Source organism: Bradyrhizobium sp. SZCCHNS1050 (genome assembly GCF_032484785.1).
GTDB lineage: Bacteria > Pseudomonadota > Alphaproteobacteria > Rhizobiales > Xanthobacteraceae > Bradyrhizobium.
Genome location: NZ_JAUETR010000001.1, coordinates 1,899,764 through 1,922,329 on the forward strand (window position 1 = coordinate 1,899,764; position 22,566 = coordinate 1,922,329).

The following is a 22,566-nucleotide window of genomic DNA, read 5'->3' on the forward strand; positions in this document are numbered from 1 at the left end:
GACTGCCAGCTCAGTCCTTGTCGGCGGTGCAGCGTCCGCCCGAGAAGCCAGCGAAGGCGGCGCAGGTCTTGAAATTGAGCGAGAGCTTGTACAGGTCCGTTCGCTTGGCCGTCTCCTCGTTGCGCCCCTTCTGATAAGAGAAGGCGAGCGCGACGTTCGGGTTGATGTCATACTTGATCGTGCTGTCGAGCCAGCTGCCGCTCTGCCCGGAATAGACCTCGCGCCACCAGTGATAGGTGACGGCGCCGCTCAGACCGGCGAGCGGCTCGGCCCAGGCCGGCAGCGTTGTGCCGAAATCCGCAACGCGGAACAGAAACGTCGCTTCGGGGCCGATGCGCAGCGAGCGGCCGAGACCGGAGAAGCCGATCGGTACGACACCGCCCTGGCGCTCGTCATATTGCACCTTGAGGTCGGGGCGGAAATTGGTGGTCACGAAGGTGCCCGGAATCTGCCGGTTCACGCGCAGATACATCGGCATCCATTCGAGCTTGGCCTGCCCAGTGGTTCGGTTCAGGATACCATCGCGGGTTTCGAGCCAGCTGCTGCGGACATAGTCGGCGCCACCGATCGGGTTGATGAATCCGACCTCGGCGCTGCCGCCGACGGTGATCGCATCCCGGCTGTCGTCGCTTGCCGCGGCGGAATGCGCTTCCTTGTCGACCTTCACATAGGACGCCAGGCTGGCACCGATGAAGCGCGAGTAGTCTTCGTTGAGATAGCTGTAGGCGAGACCGACCAGTCCATTGACCTGCCAGATCGTGTCGGCGGCCGTGTTGTTGCGCGCCCAGGACAATTCCGCACCCGTCGCCTTCTCATTGGACTGCGGCTTGCCGAACATGTCCACATCGGCGAAGTCCTTGCGCACGAACCAGATGAAGTCGCTGACCGGCTGGGGCCCGGGTGCCGTCTTCACCGCCAGCGCTGCGGCTGCGGCCGACGCCTGCTGCGGGTGCGGCGTGGCGGCGACGGGCCACTGCTGCCCGCAGCCTTGTTTCAGGCGCTTGTGCGCATAGTCGCGCACGATCGCCGTCCAGTCCGGCTCGGCCGCGGGGGCGCTCTTGTAGCACGCGAAGATGTCGTCAGCAGCTGCCGTCTCGGCTGCGGCCTGCGCCGCAAGGATGCCGCCCGCGACGGCGACGGTGAGACTGGCGAGGCTCATGCGCTTCATCGGTACCTTCCTTCATGTGGTGGACTGGATCCCGCCGGTGCCCGCCTCAGTTTCCGGCGGCGCGGACCTTCTGGTAGATCAGCGTCACGATATCCTTCACCAGTTCGCAGCCGGCGAACTCACTCGGCGTGTAGCTGGCGCGGCGCCAACCCCGCAGATGCCGGCCGATGTCGTAGATGTCGTAGGCATCCAGGCCGAGATCGCCGGCGAGCGAGGTCGCCTCGGTCGCCGAGGGCCACTGGCGATGGAAATAGTCGAGGACGTATTGCTCCACTCTGTCGCGCGTCGTCGTCATGGATTGCTCCGGGATTGAGGAATTGGGACCGCGCGCCGGCGGACGAAACCTGCAGGACGCGGCCTGCAGGTTTCATCTGCCGCTCGCCGCATCACTTGCCGAACAGAGGACCGACGGACGGAAGGATGACCGCCGTGACCGTTCCCTTCGCGCCGTCCGCAGACGTATTGCCGAAGCCGAGGTTTGCAGGCGACGGGAAATTGCCTGGCGACCCTCCGCCTGTGCCCTTGCACCAGCCATTGGCCGGCGCGCCCTGGCCTCCGGGGCCCGGATTGCCCGGGCTGCCGCCCCGACCTGGGAGTCCGGCCCTCCCGCCGACATTGTTGATCCGCGAATAGCTCAGGACTTCGTAGGCAGGTCTGGTCGTGACGAAGATGAGATCGGCGCCTTGTCCCCCAGCGCCGGCGTCACCGCCGCGTCCGCCGGGACCGGCGGCGCCTCCCGTCCCGCCGGGGCCGCCACCCTCCTTGCAGTCGAACAGGCTCGTGGCCCCTTCCTTGCCGTTTCCGGCCCGGCCGCCGTTGCCGCCTTTCCCCCCGGTCCCACCATCGCCGCCGTCAATGCCGCGGAAGAGAAGGACGAGGTTGAGAAGACCAGCCGGGATCGGCCCTTTCGGATCGGAGAGCTCTCCGGCGACCAGATAGACGTCGGGCAGTTGCCGGGTCTGTCCGGCAACGGCAGGCCCGCCAGGGCCGCCGGGGTAACCGGGATTGCCAGTCCGGTTGGTCTCGCCGGGATTGTCGGCGCCATTGGGACCTGCGGGGCCGTCACTGCCGACGGCGGCCACGGCCTGCGGATCGCGCTGGATGATGCTGTAGGTGTCCGGGTTGGCGAACTTGATGCGTTGCGCGGCCACCACGATGTAGGGATAGTTCAATCCGGTCAGCGTCAGCTTTGCCCCCGCCGCGAAGGAAATCTCGTCTGCCTTGATGATCTGCTGCGCGAATTTCTCCTCGCCGCTGATCGGAATCAGCGTCTGCGTCAGCGGAGCCGCCTTGATCGCGGCCGCGATGTCGGGCGGCAGTGAGCCTGTCGGAATCTGCTGTTGCGCCAGAGCGACGCTGGGCAACAGCATGGCGGAGCAGGCCATCAGTCGAAGACTCTTCATCTGCAATCTCCTCAGGTCATCATGATTGTTTGAATCAGCGGCCCGCTTTCGAGACGCCGCGCCTGGACGGCGAGCTGCCATCCAGGTCGCCGAACAGCGCCTAGCGAGATCCCGGAATCGGGAAGCGGACGTTTCCCTCGGCGCTGTTCCGGGTCACGTTGCCGCCGAGCGAGACATCGCGGTTGACGTTGAGCCGCGGCTCGTTGGTGGAAGGATCACGGCTGATGTTCGGATAGTTGGTCGGAGGCGGGGCTGGAGCGTGGAAGTTCTGCAACCGCTCGCTGTCGGTCTGTTGATGCGGCTGATAGGTCGGCACCAGGTCCTTGAGGTTCTGACCGGAGGCCTGGGACATCAGCAAGGGCGAGATGATCAAGCCCATCACGATACGGATATTGGATCTGCGCATTGAATCCTCCTGTGTCTCGTTTGCACGGGAGGAACTATGCCGAGGCGGTGTGAGACGATCGTCAGGACATCGCAAGAGCATCGTCAAAAATGCATCGGAACGACGCCATCTGCACTCACGCACTTGCGCTATCGCGCGCGTCGGCAAGGGCGCAGCGCAAGAGGCATCGGATCCGGGCTGGGAGTCGAGGCGCGCGCCTGTGCTGGCTCACTGTCTGCCAGCATGCTGCAATTGCGCGGCGGCGAACCAGGGAGTCGGGCTCAGCGCAAGTTTGGGCTGCGCGGATAGGTCCGCGGCGGCAGGCCGGGGTGGCCGCTCGCACGCAGGATGAAACTGCCGATACGGGCATGGTCACACGGCGAAGCGGCCACCGCGTCCTGCTTGATCGGCTCGAGCACGGCGGCGCCCGGCGGCGGGACGTCGGAGCTGGCCACGGGACCGTCGGTCACCGCAAGCGACGCAAGCACCGGGCCCGGTTGCAGCGATGCGAGATAATCTGCGAGCCGACGCACGAGTTGCGGCGCTGCCACGCTGGTGCCGCGCATCGCCACCACCGAACCGCTCCGGGTACCGGCCGCGAGCACGCCCCAATGCGCGGGCCCCTGGTCGGCGATGGCAGCACAATCGGGCTCGGCGCGCCCCGGCGTCGGACCGCTCGCCGTATAATCCGTCGGCTGGCCCGCGGCATCGACGGCTCCGACCACGAGCGCGCCCGCACCGGTCGCGAGCGCCGACAGTGTGTCCTCGCGAGTCATGGGGCAGCCGCTGCTGTCCGGATCGCTGTAGCTGCCATCCAGCGCCGCACGCTGATAGCCCCCTGCATGATCGAAATAGGACTGACGTCCATGCTGCACGTAGCCCAGCGGGGTATCGTCGCGCTGGATGTAGAGATGTGCGGTCAGCGGCGCCTCCGATCCGTTGGTGACGGAAAGCCGCCAGCGTCCGGCCGGCGCTGGATGCCTCACGCTCCAGCGCGCGGTGGTCGGATTGACCGACAGATGAAAGCGGACGCGGTCGGGCTGGCCGGCCACCTTGGCCAGGTGGCCATTGATGGCGGCGATCGGCTTGCCGTCATCCTCCAGCACCTGCACATCGCCATCACCGAATCCATCGATCATGCGCGGCACATCGCCGGGCGGCGTCAGGCTGACGCCGACGCGCGGCCATTGCTGCGCGATCGCTTCGCCGTCGAGCCAGATCTCGAGATGATTGGACGTACCGTCATCCGGCAGCATGATCCAATCGATCTGATCGGAGGCGCCGGGCTGCACAACCATCCGGCCCGTCGTCCGCTCGCGATAGCTGTTGCCGGCCGGCAGCACCAGATAGGTCGGGCCGCCGCGTTGGTTGCGACGCTCGATCATCCGCGACAGAGCCTGCTCGATCTCGTGGCTGCCGTTCTTGGGGCCGGCCGCGATGCCATAGCTGAAATTGATGACGAGCGGCAGCTTCGGGTTGATCCGGTCGGCCCACAGCATGATCTGGCGCGCCCCCTGCAGCACGTAGCTCGCCATGGTAACGCCGGTCGTATCGCCGGACACCGGCGACGGCAGCTGCACCGCCAACAGAGGCCGCTTGCTGGCGATATCTTCCGCGGTCGGATCGTAGCCGCCGGAGAGATCGAGAATGTGTGTGCCGTGCGAGACGCGTTGCGCCAGCGGCTTGCGTTGCTCATTGCCGAAATCGGTCATGCCGAACGCGCGATAGATGTCGGCCTCGCTCGCATTCGCCGCAAACAGCACGTCGAGCTCCTCGCCGGTGAGCCGCTGCCCGGCGGCGACGCCGAAATCCTTGGTCCGGCGCTCGACATCCTGTAGCCAGATCGCCCGGATGCGCGATCTGCCGCCCCTGCTGCGAAAACGGCGGTTGGCAAAGGCGATGCCGTCATCGATGACGCCGATAGCGACCTGCCGCGTCAAATCCGTCAACGGCTTGCCGAGATCGGTCGGCGCGGCGATGACAGAGTCGAAGCGCAGGCCTGGAATCGGCGGGCCGACATGGATCGCGGTGAAGAGACCGTTGGCGGCAGTGCGATTGGCGATGTCTTCGGGCCGGTAGATGAAGAACTGCACATCGCGCGGATCGTCCGGCGGCGGGACGCGACCGATGCGGATGTCGTCGATCAGCTTCGTCAGCAGATCGAATTCGTCGGCCGACATGCGGATGGTCAGCGCGTCAGCAGGCTCGTCCGGCTCGTGGCCGGCGGCCACGATGGCGGCCAACTGGCCGAGATGGGCCACATAGCTGCCGTTGGCCTCCGGCAGCAGTTGGATCTGCACGCTGCACCAGTCCAGCCTCTTGCCGAGTGGCCTGTTGCGCAACTCCCAGTCCAGATAGGGATTGGCTCGTTCGGCCCGATCTCCTCGCCAGTCTCTCATGCGCCTGTCCTTTCGTGTCAGCCGACGATCAGGCGGCACTCGGCGAGCGCCTGCGTCCAGAGATGCTGCAAGATCGGCGAGGCTGGAACGGTCGATGGCGTGCCGGCCTCGATGATCGCGCCGCCGCCACCCTGCTCGCTGGCGACGTTCGCAGCGGCCGATCGCCTGTAGGACATCGCCAGCACATCGTCGTAGCGGAAATCGTCGTTGAACCCCCGCCCGTCGAACTTGCGCATCGTGACCTGGCCGCAGCCAGAGCAGCGCGCAATGAACAGCTCCGCCAAGGTCCAGCCCAGCACCATACCGGCCACGCTGTCGACCGGAAAATGCACGCCGGCGACCGTCCGGTTGATGGCAATGCGCTCGGCGTGGCGCATCAGCTGCACGAACACTGGATCGGTCGCATCGACATCGTCTCGCCCGGTCCTCGCCTTGCGCATGAGCGCGTTGATCACGAAGGCCGCAGCAAAGGATTCCGTGGCATGGCCGCTCGGCAGCGACCCATGCCCCGGCGTCTGGATCATCGGCTGTATCTGCGGTGAATATTCGATTGGGCGCCGGCAGGTGAGCGCATGCTTGACCCGCATTTCGATCGTGGTCGTCACCTGCAGGATCAGCGCCAGCAGCTCGGCAGTGTACGGGCTGCGGCTCGGATTCCAGTATCCGACTAGGCCCAAGAAGCTGGTGAAATCGTGCAGCTCGGCCAGGATCTCGCTGCTGCGTTCCATCCGCAGCGCGGCATAGTTGAACACCCAAGCCGCTTGTTCGGCGAAGTCCGAGGCATTGGGACGGATCATGTGCACGATCGGCGTGAACGTCTCATCGCTGCGGCCACGGTACTGAAGCGAGATCGAGGTCTCGCCTTCGTCATAGACAAGGCCCGACAACAGCTCGCCAGCGAAGATGCGCAGTCGCACGTCGCGCGACCAGCGATCGAGCGCCTCTGGCCCGGCAGTATAGTGATCAGGCGTGTGTGACGGCTGGTTCCAGTAGCCGACGACGCCCTCCCGGCTGGTAATCAGCGCGCGTGCGCGCGATGAGGCGCGGACACGGCGGCCCTCGCCGCTCTCACCGCTTTCGCCGCTTTCGCCGCTTTCGCCGCTCTCACCACTTTCGCCGCTTTCTCCGCTCTCACCGCTTAGCCATGCCATCTGCCGCCTCCCTGCCTGGCCCGGCGGACTTGCTCCGCCCGTTACCACTGAATGGTCGTTTTGACGGCACGCGCGGTCAAGCCGCCCGCCTTCGAAATGACGGCGTTTCACGGATTTTTCACGTTGACAGCAAGGGTGTTGGAGACTTCACTACTCAATCATTGGTTTCCGTATTTTCACGACTGATTACATCATGGTTGTGGGCGACGAATGTGAGCTCAGATCCAAAATTGCTGATCAAGCTTCTTGGTCCGTTTCGCGTGGTCAAGGCTTCTGGCGAGGATTGCACGCCTAGAGGACGCAAGGCTTGCGCCCTCATTGCGATGTTGGCGCTGGCGCGGGAGCACAAGCGATCGCGGGTCTGGATCCAGGACAGGCTCTGGGGGAGCCGCGGCAAGGAGCAGGGCGCGGCTAGCCTTCGCCAAAGCCTGACCGAAATCCGCAAGGCGCTGGCCGACTGCCGCTCCCTGCTGTGCGCCGACAGCTTCGTCATTTCGCTCGATCCAAAGCTATTTGAGACCGACATCGCCCGTTACGCTACCGCGTCACCACTGCAGGAGATGGCGCCTCCCCAAGGTGAGCTTCTTGAAGGCTTTGACATTGCAGAGGAGGAGTTCGAGGATTGGCTGCGCGAGGAGCGTGCGCGATTCCAGATGCACGTCGCACCTTCGCCGGACCTCCGCCACGTCGTCAATCTCGCGACCGACCTTGCAGCGCACCTGCAGCCCGCCGAGGAGCGGCCCTCGCGAAACCGAATCGTCCTGATCCCCGGCTGCCGGACAGGTCCGTCGGATACTGCGGTCGTGACCGACAGCCTCGTCGATTCCATCGCCAAGACGATCAAGGAACTGGGCGTAGCCACGATCCAAGACCGGCGCGACATGAGCGCGTCGGCGGCCTGGCCGGCGGACACTTTGCCTGGCGATGGCTCGATCGGTGACGATGGCTCCTCGGCCGGCACGCTCTCCCTGCGTTCTGATGTGTTCGGGTCTGACACGAGCAAGATCGTTCGGCTCGCGCTGCTGCAGCGCCCCGCCAACACGCTGGCATGGTCGTCGACATTGCAGATCAACGGCGAGGGTACGCTCGACCTGAACGACACCAATGTGATGAGAACCATCAACCTGGTGGTCAACTTCGCCGTCGATCAACTCGCTCATATCAAGGATGGCGCTCCGAGGTCTGCCTCCCATCTATGCTATGCTGGTATCCTGCGCCTGTTTCGACTTGGCAGAGCCAACTTCGAGTCCGCCGACAAGCTGTTCGCGGCTGCTTTCGCGGCCGAGCCCCGCGGCATCTATCTCGCGTGGCGCGCCTATTTGCGCACCTTCATGCTCGCCGAGCGTCAATTCAACTGCCGCCAGACGCTTGAGGCGGAGGCTTTCGATCTGATGTACCGGGCGCTGGAGCTCGAACCCTACAACTCCTATGTTGCTGGCCTGAGCGCGCATGTCCATTCCATGATGCGACGCTCGTACGTTGCCGCCTATGAGCTGGCCGAGCGAGCCATTCAACTGAACCACGCCAACCCGATCGCCTGGGCCTGCCTGGGAATCGCAAAGAGCTATCTCGGCAAACCAGAGGACGGCTTCCAGCACACATTGCTTGCCCGTACGATCGCTGGTGCGGCACCTTTCCGTTTTCAGCTCGATGCCCTGAGCTGCATTGCGGGGACCATGGCGGGAGAACTCGACAAGGCCGTCCATCTTGCAGAAGCCAGCCATGCTCTTGCTCCGACCTTTGCTCCACCCTTGCGATATTTGTCAGCTCTCTATGCCCATAATGGGCACCGTGAGCTTTCTTTCGAGATGGTTCGCAAGCTGCAGACAACGGAGCCGGACTTCTCATATGACAAGCTGAGGGATAAAGCCTACCCCGCGGCTGGCCTCCATCGAACATCAATCATCAACTCGCTGCCAGCCCGACAGTTCTAGCGGCGTCACACTTCATCCGAGAGGTCAGGGAGCGGCGATCCACGAGCGCCTGACGGTCTAGAAGAGCCTCGCGTTGAGGCAATCAGCTCCGCTGGCGTGCTCAATCCGCATGTCGTTCCCGCAAACCCGAACATGCATCGTCGCTGGAAGCGATTCATTTCGCTGCCGCATTTCACGGCTTCTGGATCTCGCCAGCTTGCAGGAATGCTCGCGAAACAGGGCCTTGAAACCTTCCGGCGGCCGCTCTTAGACTACCTCCAGTCTGGCTAACTGCAATGGGGTTGCCTCGGGTGAGTACCCATGACCAAGAATAGTTGTGTCAACCTCGCGCAATTCGCGACGCAGCAAAAGCTTCTTTTTGCGGACTTCTTCAAGCTTTACCAGACTGTCGCACAGCCCTGCCGGATCTTCGTGATCGCGGCGGACGTCAACGCGGTCGCGCGGGTCGAGAAGCTCGCAAAGCGCATCAACAAGACCGGATTCGTCGAGGGCAAGAGCTTTGTCGAGATGGCGCTGCTGCGGGTGCCGATCTCGTTTCGAGATGTCGCAGGCCGAATCGAGAGGTGGGTGGCACCAACCCGCAAACAAGGTCCTGCCCTGCTCGTCGTCGACATGAGCTGGGGCCTCGAGACCAACTCGGCGACGGCCAATTTCGAGGGTTGGCCCGCACTTGCGGAAACGCTCACCCAGCAGTCCGAGGTCTCGATCGCCTCTCTCTATAACCGCCGGGTGCTGATCGACGAGCAGTTGCTCGTCGCGCTGCGCGGCCATCCGCAGATCCTCACCAGCGCCGGACTCGTGGACAATCCGCATTGGCTGCCGTCGCGGCTGCAGACGCGCGGCGCATTGCGCGAGCAGGTCGATTTCTGGCTCGGCGCGATCGCGCCGGAGTTGCGGATCGGGACATCGGTGGCCGCGCTGCACGCAGCCGAAGGCGCCGACCCCATGTGGCTGTTGCGGCGATCGGCGGAAGAGCCCAGTACAGTTCATCTCGACAGCCGCGACCGCTGGAAGATCCGCTGCTTCGGACGCTTGCGGATCTATCGCAACGACGGCAGCCAGGTGAACTGGGACCCGCCCGGCGGAGCGACCCGCAAGACTAAGACCCTGTTCGCCTATCTGCTGCAGAAGGGCGGCCATGGCGCAGCCACCGACGAGCTTGCGGATCTGCTCTGGCCCAACGCCGAGGACATTGAGGCTGCGCGCAACCGCCTCTATCACACCGTGCGCTATCTGCGGCTGGCGCTCGGCCAGCCCAACGGACGCGACGAGACGCGCAACTATGTCCGGCGCGAGGGATCGCGCTACGTGCTGGTGCCCCCGGAGCGCAGCTGGCTCGACATCTCGACCTTCGAACAGCTCTGCCGTCAGTCCCAGGGTCACATCAAGGCCGGCGCGAGCGACGAGGCGCTGATCTGTCTGCAGGCGGCGGACCGTCTGTACACCGGAGACCTGTTCGAGGACATTCCGGTCGAGTACGCCGACGATGGCGAGCGCGACTGGTGCTGGAGCAAGCGCTATTGGCTGCGCGACATGTTCTTCAAGGTGCAACGCGACGCGGCACGGATCTATCTCGAACGCAACGACCACTCGGCCGCGCTCGCGCATTGCCAGAAGGCGCTGGCGATCGACCCCTTGTGCGAGATGGCGCATGCCGAGGCAATGCAGGTGTTCAAGGCGCAAGGCCGACGCGAGGCGATCGACCGCCAGTTCAAGCTGTACCTCGACTCGCTCAAGCATTTCGACAACCGGCCGAAGAGCGCCTCGCTTCAGGAGCTGCACCGCAAGCTCACGGCGTGAGGCCGCTCGTTCGCGACCGGCTCGGTCACGCGACCTTTGCCGGCCAAGCCATGCGCCATGGGGGTGCCGCCGCCAGCAGAATTGACGATTTATCTCAATTTGCCATAGAGTTAGGGGCTAAAGAAAACCCAAAGGCCGCCGCTTAGAGTGAGCCCATGACAACGTCGCCGGCAAAGGCGGCGAATGGGAGGACGACATGCCAGGTTCGGCAGCTCAGCTGGCGCGGTGCCCCTATAGCGACGCCGCCAAAGACTTCGATCCCTTCGAGATGCGCGATCCGTTCCCGTTCTATGAATGGGCCCGCGCCGAGGCGCCGGTCTTCTTCTCCGACGAGCTGAAATACTACGTCGTCGCGCGCCACGCCGACATCAAGGCCGTGTTCGACGACTGGCGCACATTCTCCTCGGAGAACGCCCAGGCCCCGCTTCGCGCGATGTGCGAGGAAGGCAAGCGCATCATGCGCGAGGGCGGCTTCACCGCCTATTCCGGCCTGTCGGCGCGGGTACCGCCCGATCACACCCGCATCCGCAAGCTGGTCCAGGGCTGCTTCGGGCCGCGTCGGTTCAGGGCGATCGAGCCGGAGATCAAGGCGATCGTCAACCAGGCGATCGATGCCTTCGCCGATCGCGGACATGCCGACTTCTTCCGCGAGTTTGCCTATGATGTGCCGGCGCTGGTGCTGTTCAAGCTGGTCGGCATTCCCAATATGGACGTGCCGCGCGTGAAGTCCTGGGCGGTGAGCCGCGCGCTGCTGACCTGGGGCGACCTCAGCGACGACGAGCAGATCGTGCATGCGCGCAACATGGTCGAATACTGGACCTACTGCCGCGCGCTGGTGCGTCAGCGCCACGATGATCCGACCGACGATCTGCCCGGCGATCTGGTCCGACTGCAGAAGGACGGCGCCGAGATCAGCGACGAGGAGATCGCCGGGGTGCTCTACAGCGCACTGTTCGCCGGCCACGAGACCACGACGACCTTGATGGCCAACGGCATGCGCGAGCTGCTGCAGCGGCGCGACAACTGGGAAGCCATCATCGCCGAGCCGCAGCTCATTCCGAATGCGGTCGAGGAGTGCTTGCGCTTCAGCCCGTCGATCGTGGCCTGGCGCCGGCGCGCCCTGAAGGACACCCAGATCGGCGGCGTGCCGGTGCCGAAGGACTCCAATATCCTGCTGCTCATCGGCTCCGCCAATCGCGACGAGGCGGTGTTCTCCGCGCCGACCCGTTTCGACGTCCGGCGCACCGACGCGAGAAGCCATCTGGCCTTCGGCTACGGCATTCACACCTGCGTCGGCCAGCAGCTGGCCCGCATCGAGTTCGCGATCGCGCTCGGCGAGCTGACCCGCAGGCTTCCTGGCCTCCGGCTCGCTGCCGACCAGACCATCGACTTCGTTCACAACATCTCGTTCCGCGTGCCGACGGCGCTTCGGATCGAATGGGACGTGGCCTGACACGACGATCGTCATTGGACCGCGTTTCACAAGCAACAACAAGTCCGGAGCCGATCCGGGCCATAAGGTGGGGAACAGACGCATGGGCGCCAACGCAGCCGCATCCTTCATCGTGCCGTTCGAAGACGCACGCGAGGACGACTTCCCGCGCATCGGCGGCAAATGCGCGAGCCTGGCGCGCATGATCGCACAGGGCGTGCGCGTTCCTGCGGGATTTGCGGTCGCGACCGACGCCTACGCCCTTCATCTTCGAAGCAACGGACTCGAGGCGACGATCAGCGAGCGCCTGTCGCGGATCGTGCTCGACGATGTCGATGACGAAGAGAAGTTGTCGCACGAGATCCGCGACGCAATCATGGCGCAGCCGATGCCGGGCGCGGTCGAGCAGGCGATCCGCGAGGCGTATCGCCGGATGTCGCCCGACGGTCAGTTGCCGGTGGCGGTGCGCTCGTCGGCAACCGCCGAGGATCTGCCCGACGCCAGCTTCGCCGGCCAGCAGGATACCTATCTCTGGGTGGTCGGCGAGGACGCCGTGGTCGAGAAGGTCAAGGCGTGCTGGGCCAGCCTCTTCAACGCGCGCGCGATCTCCTACCGTGCCGAGAACGGGCTCGGCCAGATCGACGTGCTGATGTCGGTCGGCGTCCAGAAGATGGTCAACGCCGCCGCCGCGGGCGTGGCGATGACGCTGGATCCGATCAACGGCGACCGCACCAAGATCGTGATCGATTCCGCCTTCGGGCTCGGCGAGCCGGTGGTCTCCGGCGAAATCACGCCCGACAATTTCGTCGTCGAGAAGGTGCTTCTGCAGGTCATCAAGCACCGCATCGCCGAGAAGGATTTCGAACTCGTCGCCGATCGCGCCGAGCGCCGGACCGTCGAGCGCGTAATCGCGCCGGAGCGCCGCACCCTGCCCTCCCTGACCAATGCCCAGGTGCTCGCCGTCGCCAGGCTCGCCAAGTCGCTCGAGCGCAGCATGGGCTGTCCGCAGGACGTCGAATGGGCGATCGACGCCGATCTCCCTGAAGACGAGAACCTCGTGGCGCTGCAGAGCCGGCCGGAGACCGTCTGGAGCCAGAAGAAGAAGCAGTCGACCGCGATCTACGAGACCGGGATTGCGGGTGTACTTGGAACGCTGCTGGCCCCGGTCCAGGCCAAGCGGTGAGCATCACGACAACAAGCAACAGAGAAACCGAGGGGAAACGACAATGACGGCGCATGCGAAATTCCCAAGTCCCTATGACCTGAAGACGCCGGTCGGCGCCGAGGGCTGGGAGAAGCTCTATCCCTATTATCTCCAGTTCCAGAACAGCCTGCGCGACAAGGAGGACGGCAAGTTCTGGTTCTGCGACTCGCAGCACTGGCCGAGCCCGTTCAAGCCGTTCGACGCCGTCACCGTCGAGTTCGCGGTCAAGTGTCTCGGCCAGTACAACACGCGGCACTATCTGATCCCGCCGGCGAACGGCGTCGAGTACCGCATCCACAATGGCTATTGCTACATGAGCCCGGTGGCGGTGGCGCCCGAGCTGATCGCTGGTCGCGTACCGCATTTCATGGAGCGCGCCGGCTACTACTTCCAGAACTGGGACCGCCTGCTGGCGAACTGGGACAAGAAGGTCCGCGCCAACATCGCCGATCTCGAGGCGCTCAATTTCGAGCCGCTGCCCGAAGCCGTGCCGCTGGAGTGGATCACGGCCGGTGTCGGCCTCGACAACACCTACGCGCTGATGGAGACCTACGACCGGGCGATCCAGCTGCTCTACAAGACCTGGCAGTACCATTTCGAGTTCCTGAATCTCGGCTACGCGGCCTATCTCGACTTCTTCAGCTTCATGAAGGGGCAATTCCCCACCATTCCCGATCAGGCGATCGCCAAGATGGTGCAGGGCGTGGAAGTCGACCTGTTCCGTCCGGACGACGAGTTGAAGAAGCTCGCCAAGCTCGCCGTGAAGCTCGGTGTCGCCGATGCCCTGAAGAGCGGATCGGTCGACGAGGCGCTGGCTGCGGTCGGCCGTGCGCCGAACGGCGCCGAATGGCTGACGGCCTGGAACGAGGCGCAGGATCCCTGGTTCAACTTCACCTCCGGCAACGGCTTCTACTCGACCGACAAGTACTGGATCGAGCATCTCGACATCCCGCTCGGCTATGTCAGGGACTACGTCGTCCGCGTGCAGCGGGGAGAGGAGATCGACCGGCCGACGGAGGCCATTGCCAAAGAGCGCGACCGCATCACGTCCGAATATGCCGAGATGCTCGATGCCGACGCCCGCGCAGCCTTCGAGGGCAAGCTCGGGCTCGCCCGGACCGTGTTCCCCTATGTCGAGAACCACAATTTCTACATCGAGCATTGGTCGATGAGCGTATTCTGGCGCAAGATGCGTGAGCTCGGCGCCATCTTCCGCGATGCCGGCTTCTGGAAGGACGCCGACGACCTGTTCTATCTGAACCGTCAGGAAGTCCGCGACGCGCTGTTCGACTACGGCAACGGCTGGGCCGTTGGCGCACCGGCGATCGGTCCGACCTATTGGCCGCCCGAGATCGAGCGGCGGAAAAAGATCCTGGCTGCGCTCGCGACGACGCCGCCGCAGCCCGCGCTCAACAATCCGCCCGATGTCATCACCGAGCCGTTCACGATCATGCTGTGGGGCATCACCACGGAGAGCATCGGCCGCTGGCTCGATGGCGCCGCCAACACCACCAAGCTGTCCGGCATGGCCGCTTCCCCCGGCATCGTCGAGGGCCGCGCTCGCGTGGTGCGCTCCGCCGATGAGCTCGGCCAGATCCAGCAGGGCGAGATTCTGGTTGCGCCGGTCACAGCGCCGAGCTGGGCACCGATCTTCGGCAAGATCAACGCGATCGTCACCGACATCGGCGGCATGATGTCCCACGCCGCGATCGTGTGCCGCGAATACGGCCTGCCCGCCGTCACCGGCACGGGACGCGCCAGCTCCTCGATCAAGAACGGACAGATGCTGCGCGTCAACGGCTCGACCGGCGAAGTGACCATCCTGTCCTGACCCAATCGAGAGAGGCCGGCGGCGCCGGCCTCTCTCCGCATATGGAACATTGCAATGCTCGATAGGTCCGATGTCGGCAACCGCTATGACGAAGTCTGGCGCATCAGCGAGCCGTACATGCGCGCGCGCAAGAACGACGTCCACATTCCCCTGTCCTATGCGTATGCACGCAAGCTGCTCGCTCAATATCCGGACGCAGACGAGGACATCGTTTCGCTCGCAATCATCCTGCACGACATCGGCTGGTACACGATCGACATGAAGGACATCATCGAGAAGGGATTCGGTCCCAACATGATGCAGTCCGATGTGCGCTTTCTCCACGAAAGCGAAGGCGTCCGCATGTCACGCGACGTCCTCGAACAGGCCGATTGGCCGGAGAACATCATCGTCGCGGTCGGCGAGATCATCGACGGCCACGACACTCGCCCCTACCCGCGCTCGCTGAACGACCGGATCGTGCGCGACGCCGACAAGCTGTGGCGCTACACGACCACCGGCGTTGCGGTGGCCTGCGACTGGTTCAAGATGACGCCGCGCCAATATGCGTCGCGCCTGACGGCGCAGCTCGCCGTGCTCGAGACCGAAGCCGGACGACTGATGGCCGAGGAGGCGTTGGGCGAGACCCGTGCCGCGCTGATGCTCGACCTGATCTGAACCTGGGGCCGCGGACATGGACATGTTCATCGACGGCCGCTGGGTTGCAGCCCAAAGCGGCGCGACCTTCGACGTCGTCGATCCGGCAACGGGCGAGACGGTCGACAGCGTTCCGGAGGCCGGGCGCGCGGATGTCGATGCCGCCATCAACGCGGCCGACATCGCATTCCAATCGTGGAAAACAACGCCCGTGGCAGAGCGCGCCCGCCTGCAGAGGAACGCGGCGCGGCTGATGCGCGAGAGTGCCGGTGAGCTCGGTCGCCTGCTGACCAGGGAGCTCGGCCGTCCGCTGGCGGGAGCCGTCAGCGAAATTCAGCGCTCGGCCGAACTGCTCGACGTCTATGCCGAGGAAGGCCTGCGCCTGCACGCCGAGATGCCGCTGACGGGTGTGGCCGGCGAAAAGATCATCATCACACGCGAGCCGGTCGGCGTCGTGGTCGCGATCACGCCCTTCAACTATCCGGTGACGCTGCTCTGCTTCAAGCTCGGCGCCGCGCTGATGGCCGGTTGCACCGTCGTCGCCAAGCCCGCCGAGGACACGCCGCTGTCGACCTTGCGGCTCGCTGAACTCTTTCGGGCCGCTGGGTTTCCGGACGGCTGCTTCAATGCCGTGACCGGTCGCGGCCCTGACCTCGGCATGCAGATGATCGCGCATCCGACGCCGCGCAAGATTGCGTTCACCGGCGGCACCAGGGCCGGCAAGGCGATCGCTGCTGCTGCAGCCGGAACGATGAAGCGCGTCACCCTCGAGCTCGGCGGCCAGTGTCCGGCCATCGTCCGCGCCGACGCCGATATCGGCGCAGCGGCTGCTGCGATCGCCCGTCACGCCTTCGCCAATTCCGGCCAGTTTTGCTACCGCGTCAATCGCGTCTATGTCGAGCGCCCCATCTACGCGGCCTTTCTCGCTGCGCTCGCCGACAAGGTCGCGCAGCTCGACGTCGGCAACGGCCTGACCTCGAATTGCGCGCTGGGACCGCTCATCAACGAGAAGATATACCGCAACAGCGAGCGGCAGATCGCCGATGCCCGTGCCAATGGCGCAACCGTGCTGACCGGCGGCGTTCGGTTGACGGGCGGACTCTACGACAAGGGCTGGTTCCTGCCGCCGACCGTGATCGCCGATGCGCCCCCCTCCGCGCTCGTCATGACCGAGGAAACGTTCGGCCCCGTGCTTGGTGTCGCCCCGTTCGACGATCGCACCGAGGCGCTGCGGCTCGCGAATGCGACGGTCTATGGACTGGCCGCCTTCGTGTTCTCGCGCAACCTGGCGACAGGACTGACCCTGGCCGAGCGCCTCGAAGCCGGCTCCGTGTGGGTCAACGACATCCAGCGCTCGAACCAGCGCGCGCCGTTCGGCGGCATGAAGCAGAGCGGAATCGGCCGCGAGAAGGGCCGCTACGGCATCGAGGACTACCTCGAATACAAGACGATTTATCTCAGCTACGACACGGAGCTGCGATGATGCATTTTCTGCGCGAACAGGATTTGCCGATTTGGCTTGCGGCGCGGCCGTGGCTGGACGTCCGCTCCAACGACGAGCATACGCTGATCTCCTATCGTCTTGGCCAGGCGCTGCTACGGATCCATCCCGAAGCGGACGCCGCCGTGGTGCTGCCGGCGATCCTCATGCACGACGTCGGCTGGAAGAAATTCCCGCCCGAGCAGCTCGCCGCCGCCGTCGGCCCCAATCCCAGATATCCCGAGCTGCAACGTGCCCACGAGATCGAAGGCGTGAAGATCGCAGCCGAGGCGTTCGCACGGCTGGCGATCCCCGGGCTAAGAGTCGAGACCATCCTGGCGATCATCGACGGCCACGACACCCGAAAGACGGCGATCTCGCATGAGGATGCGCTGATGAAAGACGCCGACAAGCTGTGGCGCTTCACCGGCCATGGGGTCGCGACGATCGGCGGCTGGTTCGATACGCCGCCGAAGGAGACGCTCGCGATGCTGGAAAGCTTCGTGCTGCCGTCGATGCTGACCGAGGCCGGCACCACCATGGCCCGGGCGCTGATCGCCGAGGGCACGGCGTCTGCGTTCATGGCGGATCTGCTGCACATCGAGGTTGCCACATGAGTCCGATCCAACTGCAAGGCAAGCGCGTCATCGTCACCGGCGCGGCCGGCGGGCTGGGCCGCGGATTCGCGCTCGCCTTTGCTGCGGCCGGCGCCGAGGTCGTCGCCGCCGACATCCGTCTCGGCGGCGCCGACGACACCGCGCGGCTGATCCGCGACCGCGGCGGCAAGGCGCACGCGGCGGAGGTCGACGTCGCGAACGAGACGTCCACCGCGGCGCTGGCGCAATTCGCGCTGGCGCGCATGAGCGGCCTCGACGTGCTGGTCAACAATGCCGCGATCTATGCCGGGCTCGAACGCCGCGGCTTCGAGGCAATCCCGGAGGCCGAGTGGGACCGGGTGATGCGCGTCAACATCAAGGGCGTATGGATGATGAGCAAGGCGGCCGCGCCACTGCTGCGACGCGCCGGCGGTGGCGCGATCGTCAACGTCTCGTCGGCCACCGTCATGAGCGGCTCGCCGATGTGGCTGCACTACGTCTCGTCGAAGGGCGCCGTCATTGCGATGACGCGTGCGCTGGCGCGCGAGCTCGGCGACGACAAGATCACGGTCAACGTCATCGCGCCCGGCTTCACGCTCACCGAGGCCAGCCTCGGCCTGATGGAGAATGCCGCCGAATATGGCGTGTCCCGCGGAGCCCTGAAGCGCGCGGCCGACGTCGACGACATGGTCGGCGGCGCGCTGTTCTTCGCGTCGCCGGCCGCGACCTTCATCACCGGTCAGACCCTGATCATCGACGGCGGCCGGCAGTTCATCTAGGGACACGCAACGACCCATGCCCAGAATCACCTTCATCGAGACGGACGGCACCGTGCGCCTTGTCGAGGCCGAGCCCGGCGAGAGCGCCATGCAGGCGGCGAAGCGCAATGGTGTCGATGGCATCATCGGCGAATGCGGCGGGTCCTGCATCTGCGCCACGTGCCATTGCCACGTCGACAAGGCATGGCTGGAGCGCGTCGGCCCCGCCGGCGACATCGAGGTCGACCTGCTCGAATTCGAGGCCACCGACGTGCGCCCGGAGAGCCGCCTCGCGTGCCAGATCTCGATCACCGACGCGCTCGACGGTCTGGTGCTGCAGGTCGTCGGCCTCAGCCGCTGAACGGCCGGAGAGTTGCACCGGTCTTTGATCACGCCGCACGCATCATCGGCAGTAGGACGATGACGGGCATCGAGCTGCTCGCTTGAACAGATCGACCCGCTTGGTCGATACGGCCGCGCCGATCCTCGCCGCCGCTTTCCCTTCGCATTGCATCATCTCGTCGCTTGCGCAGCAGCAGGAATGCGGTCGACTGCGCTCACAATCGCGCCCGAATACGCCCGATGTTCATGCGCACCCGCGGCCTAAAGAAAAACCAAAGAATGCGGCCTACACTGGATCCTACAACATCGCGCGACGATCTATCAGGTCTAACCGCCTGACTCGTACGCCACCGCCACGCGCCGCACAACGTTCGCCCGTTCAAGGGCGGCAGCGGACCGCAACGAAGAGCAACAAACGCGATCACATCGCTCGGGAGGAGCAACGCATGCCGAAGCTGCAGCGGCGGGACTATTACGACACAGCCCGCGACATGAACTGGGCCTTCTCCTATGTCAGCGAGGACGAGGTCTTTCCCGAGGAGCTGTCGAAGAGCTTCGGCATCCATGGCGAGCAATGGTGGGGCTGGGACGAGCCGTACAAGCTGACCTATCGCGAGTACGTCCACAACCAAGCCGGCAAGGACGACGGCATCTGCTCGATCCGCTCGACGATCGCGCGCTCCAATCTGTATGACAATCTCGATGCCGGCTGGAAGTCGGCGATCAAGGCGCATTACGGCGCCATTCCGGTTCCGGAATATTTCGCCTCGATCGGCGAGGCGCGCATGGCGCGGTTCGGCCGCGCCGCTGCCTGGCGCAACATGGCGACCTTCGGCACCCTCGACGAATGCCGCCACGGCCAGGCGCAGATCTACTTCCCCTATTGCCTGCTGGCGAAGGATCCGCAATTCGACTGGGCCCACAAGGCGATGCACACCAACGAGTGGGGCGTGATCGCGGCGCGCAGCCTGTTCGACGACATGTTCACCGCCAATGATGCGGTGTCGACGGCGATCCAGCTGACATTCACCTTCGAGACCGGCTTCACCAACCTGCAGTTCCTCGGCATGGCCTCCGATGCGCTGCATGTCGGCGACATCGAGTTCGGTGCGCTGATCTCCTCGATCCAGACCGACGAGGCGCGGCATTCGCAGCAGGGCGAGCCGACCTTGAAGATCATGATCAACAACGGCAAGAAGGCCGAGGCGCAGAAGATGGTCGACCAGATGTTCTGGCGGTCGTGGAAGCTGTTCGCGCTGCTGACCGGCATCTCCATGGACTACTACACGCCGCTGGAAAGCCGGACGATGTCGTTCAAGGAGTTCATGAATGACTGGATCTGCCGGCAGTTCATGGACCAGTTCAAGGACCTCGGCATGAACGTGCCATGGTACTGGGAGGAGCACTTCCTGCCCGAGCTCGACTGGGTCCATCACGCCTATCACATGGGCGTCTGGTTCTGGCGGCCGACGGTGTGGTGGAATCCCGATGCGGGCGTGTCCGCGGCCGAGCGCGACTGGCTCGAGCAGAAATATCCCGGCTGGAACGATCGCTTCGGCAAGCTGTGGGACGTGATCGGCGACAATGTCCGCACCGGCCAGATCGAGAAGACCTATCCGGCGACGCTGCCGGTCGTCTGCAACTGCTGCCACATTCCGATCTGCAGCCCGAGCATCGGCCAGGCGCCGCGGATCACCACGCACAACGGTCGCAAGCTGAACTTCTGCTGCGAAGTCTGCGAGTGGGTGTGGAAGAGCCAGCCCGAGCGCTACGACACCCATCTCTCGATCGTGGACCGTTTCCTGGCCGGACACATCCAGCCGCCGACCCTGGAAGGCGCGCTGCAATATATGGGCATCACGCCCGATGTCGCCGGCAATGACGCGCAGAGCTACGCCTGGAATGGCGCGTCTCGCCTCGCGGCCGAATGATCCGCCCAGCATGAATTGACAGGCGCCGCTTACGAGCGACGCACCACCCGACACGACCACAGATATAACAACACATCTGGGAGGTAAGCGTGGCCCTGTTCCCGCTCCAAGCCAACTTCCGCGGCGACTTCGTCGTCCTGCTGATCCCCGTCGACGACGGCGATAGCATGAGCATCGTGGCCGACAAGGTCGCCCAGCACGCGGTCGGACTGCGCGTCGCCGAGAAGAACGCGTGGAAATGCGTCTACTACAACGGCCGTGAGCTGCCGTCCGCGATGACGGTGGCACAGTCCGGAATCCAGCCGATGGATTGGATCGAGGTGGCCTATGTCTGACGATGCCGGCGTGACGTGGAGGCAGGTCGCGACCTTGGACGACCTTTGGGAAGGTGATTTCATCGGCGTCGAGGTCGACGGTGAGGAAGTGATCGTGATGCACCTTCCTGGCGGCGAGCTGCGTTGCTTCCAGGGCATGTGCCCGCACCAGGAGATCCTGCTGGCGGACGGCAAGGTCGATTTCGAATCCGGCACCATCACCTGCTCGGCCCATGAGTGGGAGTTCAGCATGGATGACGGCCGCGGCCTCAACCCGCGCGACTGCCGCCTCTTCCGCTACGCGGTGAAGAAGGACGGCGAAGCGATTCTGGTCGGCGTGCCCAACGACGGACGGCTGCGCCGCCTCCGCCACAAGACCGAGCAGGACGCATAGGACAAGCCCATGACCACGACAGCAGCACCGAAACTGGTCGGCCCCGTCATCAGGGGCGTCGACGAGGACATCATCGACGCCGTGATCGCGGCGAGCGAGCAGGACAATCCGGACGTCGAGATCGTCATCGAGGACCGCGGCGGCTATGTCCGCGTCCAGGCCGACCGGAATTTCCGCCTGACGCAGAAGAGCATGCAGGCGGCGCTGGGGCGGCCATTCCGGCTCGCCGAGATCGAGCCGAGCCTGGTGTCGTTCGGCGGGCGGCTCGAGTCGATGGACGACGAATGGGTCTGGACCATCCACACATAAGAAATCCCGGGAGGATATGTCATGACCGCGATGACCGCGAAGCCGGCTGCGCGCAAGCAGAAGAAGACCTGGAGCCTGTGGACCGAGCGCCGGCTGCCGTCGGAATACGAGGCCGTCACCTACAAGTTCCACAGCCATTTCCGGCGGGCGCCGGCGCCGTTCGAGCTGTCCGAGAACTGGTCGATCAACCAGTTCTATCTCAGGAATCGCGAAGGCTCGAGGCTCACGCTGGACGATTGGGAGGGCTATCGCGATCCCCTCACCTACACCTATCGCCGCTATGTCACCGACCAGAAGGATCGCGAGGTCTATTGCGACAACCTGATCGACGAGTTCGAGCGCCAGGACAGCTACCGCAAGCTTCCCGCGGCGTGGCTCGACTTCCTCGGCCAATCCTATCTGCCGGTCCGGTTTCCCGGACATGCGATGCAGATGAGCGCGGCCTATGTGGCGCAGATGGCGCCATCGGCCTTCGTCACCAACACCTTCTATTTCCAGATGGGCAACGAGATGCGGCGGGTGCAGCGGCAGGCCTATCTGGCCAAGGCGCTGGCGCTCGACACCGGCCGCCCGGAGCTCGCCGACAGCAACATTGCCCGTACCGTCTGGACGCAGGCGCCGCAATGGCAGGGCCTGCGCGAGCTGATCGAGAAGCAGCTGATCGCCTACGATTGGGGCGAAGCGTTCGTCTCCCGCAATCTGGTGCTGAGGCCGATCTTCGATCACGTCTTCAACCGCGAGATCGCCGATCTGGCGCGCACGAACGACGATGACCTGCTGGCGCTGCTGCACGACGACTTCCGCAACTACGACGAAGCCTATGCCGTCGAGACCACCAAGGCCCTGGTGCGCTACGCCACCGGCAAGGTCCCGGAGCACGCGGTTCTGCTGCGGGAGTGGGTCGCGAAGTGGATGCCGCTCGGCGAACGCGCCGCGCGCGGCCTCAGCGAGGCACTTTCGACCGCGCCCGGCGCCGACGGTGCACGGGCGATCCTGGAGCGGACCATGACGGCCCAGGCAAGGCTGATCGCGGATTGCGGCTTGTAGTCTGGCGGACGCGATCGGCGTGCTGCGCCGACCGCCAAGCCGAAAGGATGGC

Annotated in this window: 21 protein-coding genes; 15 read left to right on the top strand and 6 right to left on the bottom strand. The window is 64.8% G+C overall.

The annotated features are described in order from the left end of the window. Positions 1-10: 10 nt before the first annotated feature. The 6 genes from QX094_RS08660 to QX094_RS08685 form a co-directional block, all read right to left on the bottom strand. Complete coding sequence (locus QX094_RS08660; protein WP_315751498.1) at positions 11-1,168, bottom strand: hypothetical protein; 1,158 nt, start codon at positions 1,166-1,168, stop codon at positions 11-13. A gap of 46 nt (positions 1,169-1,214) precedes the next feature. Next, on the bottom strand, positions 1,215-1,463 hold the full coding sequence (locus QX094_RS08665; RefSeq protein ID WP_315716235.1) for a hypothetical protein: 249 nt from the start codon (positions 1,461-1,463) through the stop codon (positions 1,215-1,217). A 91-nt stretch (positions 1,464-1,554) separates the two neighbouring features. Further along, on the bottom strand, positions 1,555-2,571 hold the full coding sequence (locus tag QX094_RS08670) for a hypothetical protein (protein WP_315751496.1): 1,017 nt from the start codon (positions 2,569-2,571) through the stop codon (positions 1,555-1,557). Positions 2,572-2,671: 100 nt separating this feature from the next. Continuing rightward, positions 2,672-2,977, bottom strand: coding sequence for a hypothetical protein (locus tag QX094_RS08675; protein ID WP_315736163.1), 306 nt, complete (start codon positions 2,975-2,977; stop codon positions 2,672-2,674). A 260-nt stretch (positions 2,978-3,237) separates the two neighbouring features. Next, positions 3,238-5,355 carry a S8 family serine peptidase gene (locus QX094_RS08680; protein WP_315716238.1) on the bottom strand — a complete coding sequence of 706 codons (2,118 nt, stop codon included), beginning with the start codon at positions 5,353-5,355 and terminating at the stop codon, positions 3,238-3,240. A 17-nt stretch (positions 5,356-5,372) separates the two neighbouring features. Beyond that, a complete protein-coding gene (locus QX094_RS08685) occupies positions 5,373-6,506 on the bottom strand; it encodes a phosphatase PAP2 family protein (protein WP_316187814.1) in 1,134 nt (377 codons plus the stop codon). 230 nt (positions 6,507-6,736) lie between these two features. On the opposite strand from QX094_RS08685, the gene QX094_RS08690 reads away from it, so the two are divergent. From QX094_RS08690 to QX094_RS08760, 15 genes are all read left to right on the top strand, one after another. Continuing rightward, entirely contained in the window at positions 6,737-8,440 is a 1,704-nt protein-coding gene (locus QX094_RS08690; RefSeq protein ID WP_315716240.1) for a hypothetical protein, read from the top strand. A 300-nt stretch (positions 8,441-8,740) separates the two neighbouring features. Beyond that, positions 8,741-10,240, top strand: a complete 1,500-nt coding sequence (locus QX094_RS08695; protein WP_316185416.1) for a bacterial transcriptional activator domain-containing protein — start codon at positions 8,741-8,743, stop codon at positions 10,238-10,240. Between the two features lie 196 nt (positions 10,241-10,436). Next, a complete protein-coding gene (locus QX094_RS08700; RefSeq protein WP_316175730.1) occupies positions 10,437-11,693 on the top strand; it encodes a cytochrome P450 in 1,257 nt (418 codons plus the stop codon). A gap of 82 nt (positions 11,694-11,775) precedes the next feature. Continuing rightward, positions 11,776-12,855, top strand: a complete 1,080-nt coding sequence (locus tag QX094_RS08705) for a PEP/pyruvate-binding domain-containing protein (RefSeq protein WP_315751486.1) — start codon at positions 11,776-11,778, stop codon at positions 12,853-12,855. 43 nt (positions 12,856-12,898) lie between these two features. After that, positions 12,899-14,707, top strand: a complete 1,809-nt coding sequence (locus tag QX094_RS08710; RefSeq protein WP_315751484.1) for a PEP-utilizing enzyme — start codon at positions 12,899-12,901, stop codon at positions 14,705-14,707. A 54-nt stretch (positions 14,708-14,761) separates the two neighbouring features. After that, a complete protein-coding gene (locus QX094_RS08715) occupies positions 14,762-15,364 on the top strand; it encodes an HD domain-containing protein (protein ID WP_315716245.1) in 603 nt (200 codons plus the stop codon). Between the two features lie 16 nt (positions 15,365-15,380). Then, on the top strand, positions 15,381-16,826 hold the full coding sequence (locus tag QX094_RS08720; protein ID WP_316187815.1) for an aldehyde dehydrogenase family protein: 1,446 nt from the start codon (positions 15,381-15,383) through the stop codon (positions 16,824-16,826). Further along, a complete protein-coding gene (locus tag QX094_RS08725) occupies positions 16,823-17,440 on the top strand; it encodes an HD domain-containing protein (protein WP_315751478.1) in 618 nt (205 codons plus the stop codon). The genes QX094_RS08720 and QX094_RS08725 overlap by 4 nt, the downstream gene beginning before the upstream one ends. Continuing rightward, on the top strand, positions 17,437-18,198 hold the full coding sequence (locus tag QX094_RS08730) for an SDR family NAD(P)-dependent oxidoreductase (RefSeq protein WP_315751476.1): 762 nt from the start codon (positions 17,437-17,439) through the stop codon (positions 18,196-18,198). Before QX094_RS08725 ends, QX094_RS08730 begins: the two co-directional genes overlap by 4 nt. A 16-nt stretch (positions 18,199-18,214) precedes the next feature. Beyond that, positions 18,215-18,538: a 2Fe-2S iron-sulfur cluster-binding protein gene (locus QX094_RS08735; protein ID WP_316187816.1), complete on the top strand. Its 324-nt coding sequence runs from the start codon at positions 18,215-18,217 to the stop codon at positions 18,536-18,538. 427 nt (positions 18,539-18,965) lie between these two features. Then, positions 18,966-20,450: an aromatic/alkene/methane monooxygenase hydroxylase/oxygenase subunit alpha gene (locus QX094_RS08740; RefSeq protein ID WP_316187817.1), complete on the top strand. Its 1,485-nt coding sequence runs from the start codon at positions 18,966-18,968 to the stop codon at positions 20,448-20,450. Between the two features lie 89 nt (positions 20,451-20,539). After that, positions 20,540-20,785 carry a toluene-4-monooxygenase system B family protein gene (locus QX094_RS08745; RefSeq protein ID WP_316187818.1) on the top strand — a complete coding sequence of 82 codons (246 nt, stop codon included), beginning with the start codon at positions 20,540-20,542 and terminating at the stop codon, positions 20,783-20,785. Beyond that, complete coding sequence (locus QX094_RS08750) at positions 20,778-21,158, top strand: Rieske 2Fe-2S domain-containing protein (RefSeq protein ID WP_316187819.1); 381 nt, start codon at positions 20,778-20,780, stop codon at positions 21,156-21,158. The genes QX094_RS08745 and QX094_RS08750 overlap by 8 nt, the downstream gene beginning before the upstream one ends. 9 nt (positions 21,159-21,167) lie before the next feature. After that, positions 21,168-21,467, top strand: coding sequence for an MmoB/DmpM family protein (locus QX094_RS08755; protein ID WP_315716254.1), 300 nt, complete (start codon positions 21,168-21,170; stop codon positions 21,465-21,467). A 21-nt stretch (positions 21,468-21,488) separates the two neighbouring features. Beyond that, positions 21,489-22,514 carry an aromatic/alkene monooxygenase hydroxylase subunit beta gene (locus QX094_RS08760; protein WP_316187820.1) on the top strand — a complete coding sequence of 342 codons (1,026 nt, stop codon included), beginning with the start codon at positions 21,489-21,491 and terminating at the stop codon, positions 22,512-22,514. Positions 22,515-22,566 lie beyond the last annotated feature (52 nt).

Coding starts and splice junctions, on each gene's coding strand:
- QX094_RS08695 (WP_316185416.1), top strand. CDS start 8,741: ATGACCAAGAATAGTTGTGTCAACCTCGCGCAATTCGCGACGCAGCAA.
- QX094_RS08740 (WP_316187817.1), top strand. CDS start 18,966: ATGCCGAAGCTGCAGCGGCGGGACTATTACGACACAGCCCGCGACATG.
- QX094_RS08725 (WP_315751478.1), top strand. CDS start 16,823: ATGATGCATTTTCTGCGCGAACAGGATTTGCCGATTTGGCTTGCGGCG.
- QX094_RS08700 (WP_316175730.1), top strand. CDS start 10,437: ATGCCAGGTTCGGCAGCTCAGCTGGCGCGGTGCCCCTATAGCGACGCC.
- QX094_RS08675 (WP_315736163.1), bottom strand. CDS start 2,977: ATGCGCAGATCCAATATCCGTATCGTGATGGGCTTGATCATCTCGCCC.
- QX094_RS08660 (WP_315751498.1), bottom strand. CDS start 1,168: ATGAAGCGCATGAGCCTCGCCAGTCTCACCGTCGCCGTCGCGGGCGGC.
- QX094_RS08755 (WP_315716254.1), top strand. CDS start 21,168: ATGACCACGACAGCAGCACCGAAACTGGTCGGCCCCGTCATCAGGGGC.
- QX094_RS08720 (WP_316187815.1), top strand. CDS start 15,381: ATGGACATGTTCATCGACGGCCGCTGGGTTGCAGCCCAAAGCGGCGCG.
- QX094_RS08710 (WP_315751484.1), top strand. CDS start 12,899: ATGACGGCGCATGCGAAATTCCCAAGTCCCTATGACCTGAAGACGCCG.
- QX094_RS08680 (WP_315716238.1), bottom strand. CDS start 5,355: ATGAGAGACTGGCGAGGAGATCGGGCCGAACGAGCCAATCCCTATCTG.
- QX094_RS08750 (WP_316187819.1), top strand. CDS start 20,778: ATGTCTGACGATGCCGGCGTGACGTGGAGGCAGGTCGCGACCTTGGAC.
- QX094_RS08715 (WP_315716245.1), top strand. CDS start 14,762: ATGCTCGATAGGTCCGATGTCGGCAACCGCTATGACGAAGTCTGGCGC.
- QX094_RS08665 (WP_315716235.1), bottom strand. CDS start 1,463: ATGACGACGACGCGCGACAGAGTGGAGCAATACGTCCTCGACTATTTC.
- QX094_RS08730 (WP_315751476.1), top strand. CDS start 17,437: ATGAGTCCGATCCAACTGCAAGGCAAGCGCGTCATCGTCACCGGCGCG.
- QX094_RS08735 (WP_316187816.1), top strand. CDS start 18,215: ATGCCCAGAATCACCTTCATCGAGACGGACGGCACCGTGCGCCTTGTC.
- QX094_RS08760 (WP_316187820.1), top strand. CDS start 21,489: ATGACCGCGATGACCGCGAAGCCGGCTGCGCGCAAGCAGAAGAAGACC.
- QX094_RS08705 (WP_315751486.1), top strand. CDS start 11,776: ATGGGCGCCAACGCAGCCGCATCCTTCATCGTGCCGTTCGAAGACGCA.
- QX094_RS08670 (WP_315751496.1), bottom strand. CDS start 2,571: ATGAAGAGTCTTCGACTGATGGCCTGCTCCGCCATGCTGTTGCCCAGC.
- QX094_RS08685 (WP_316187814.1), bottom strand. CDS start 6,506: ATGGCATGGCTAAGCGGTGAGAGCGGAGAAAGCGGCGAAAGTGGTGAG.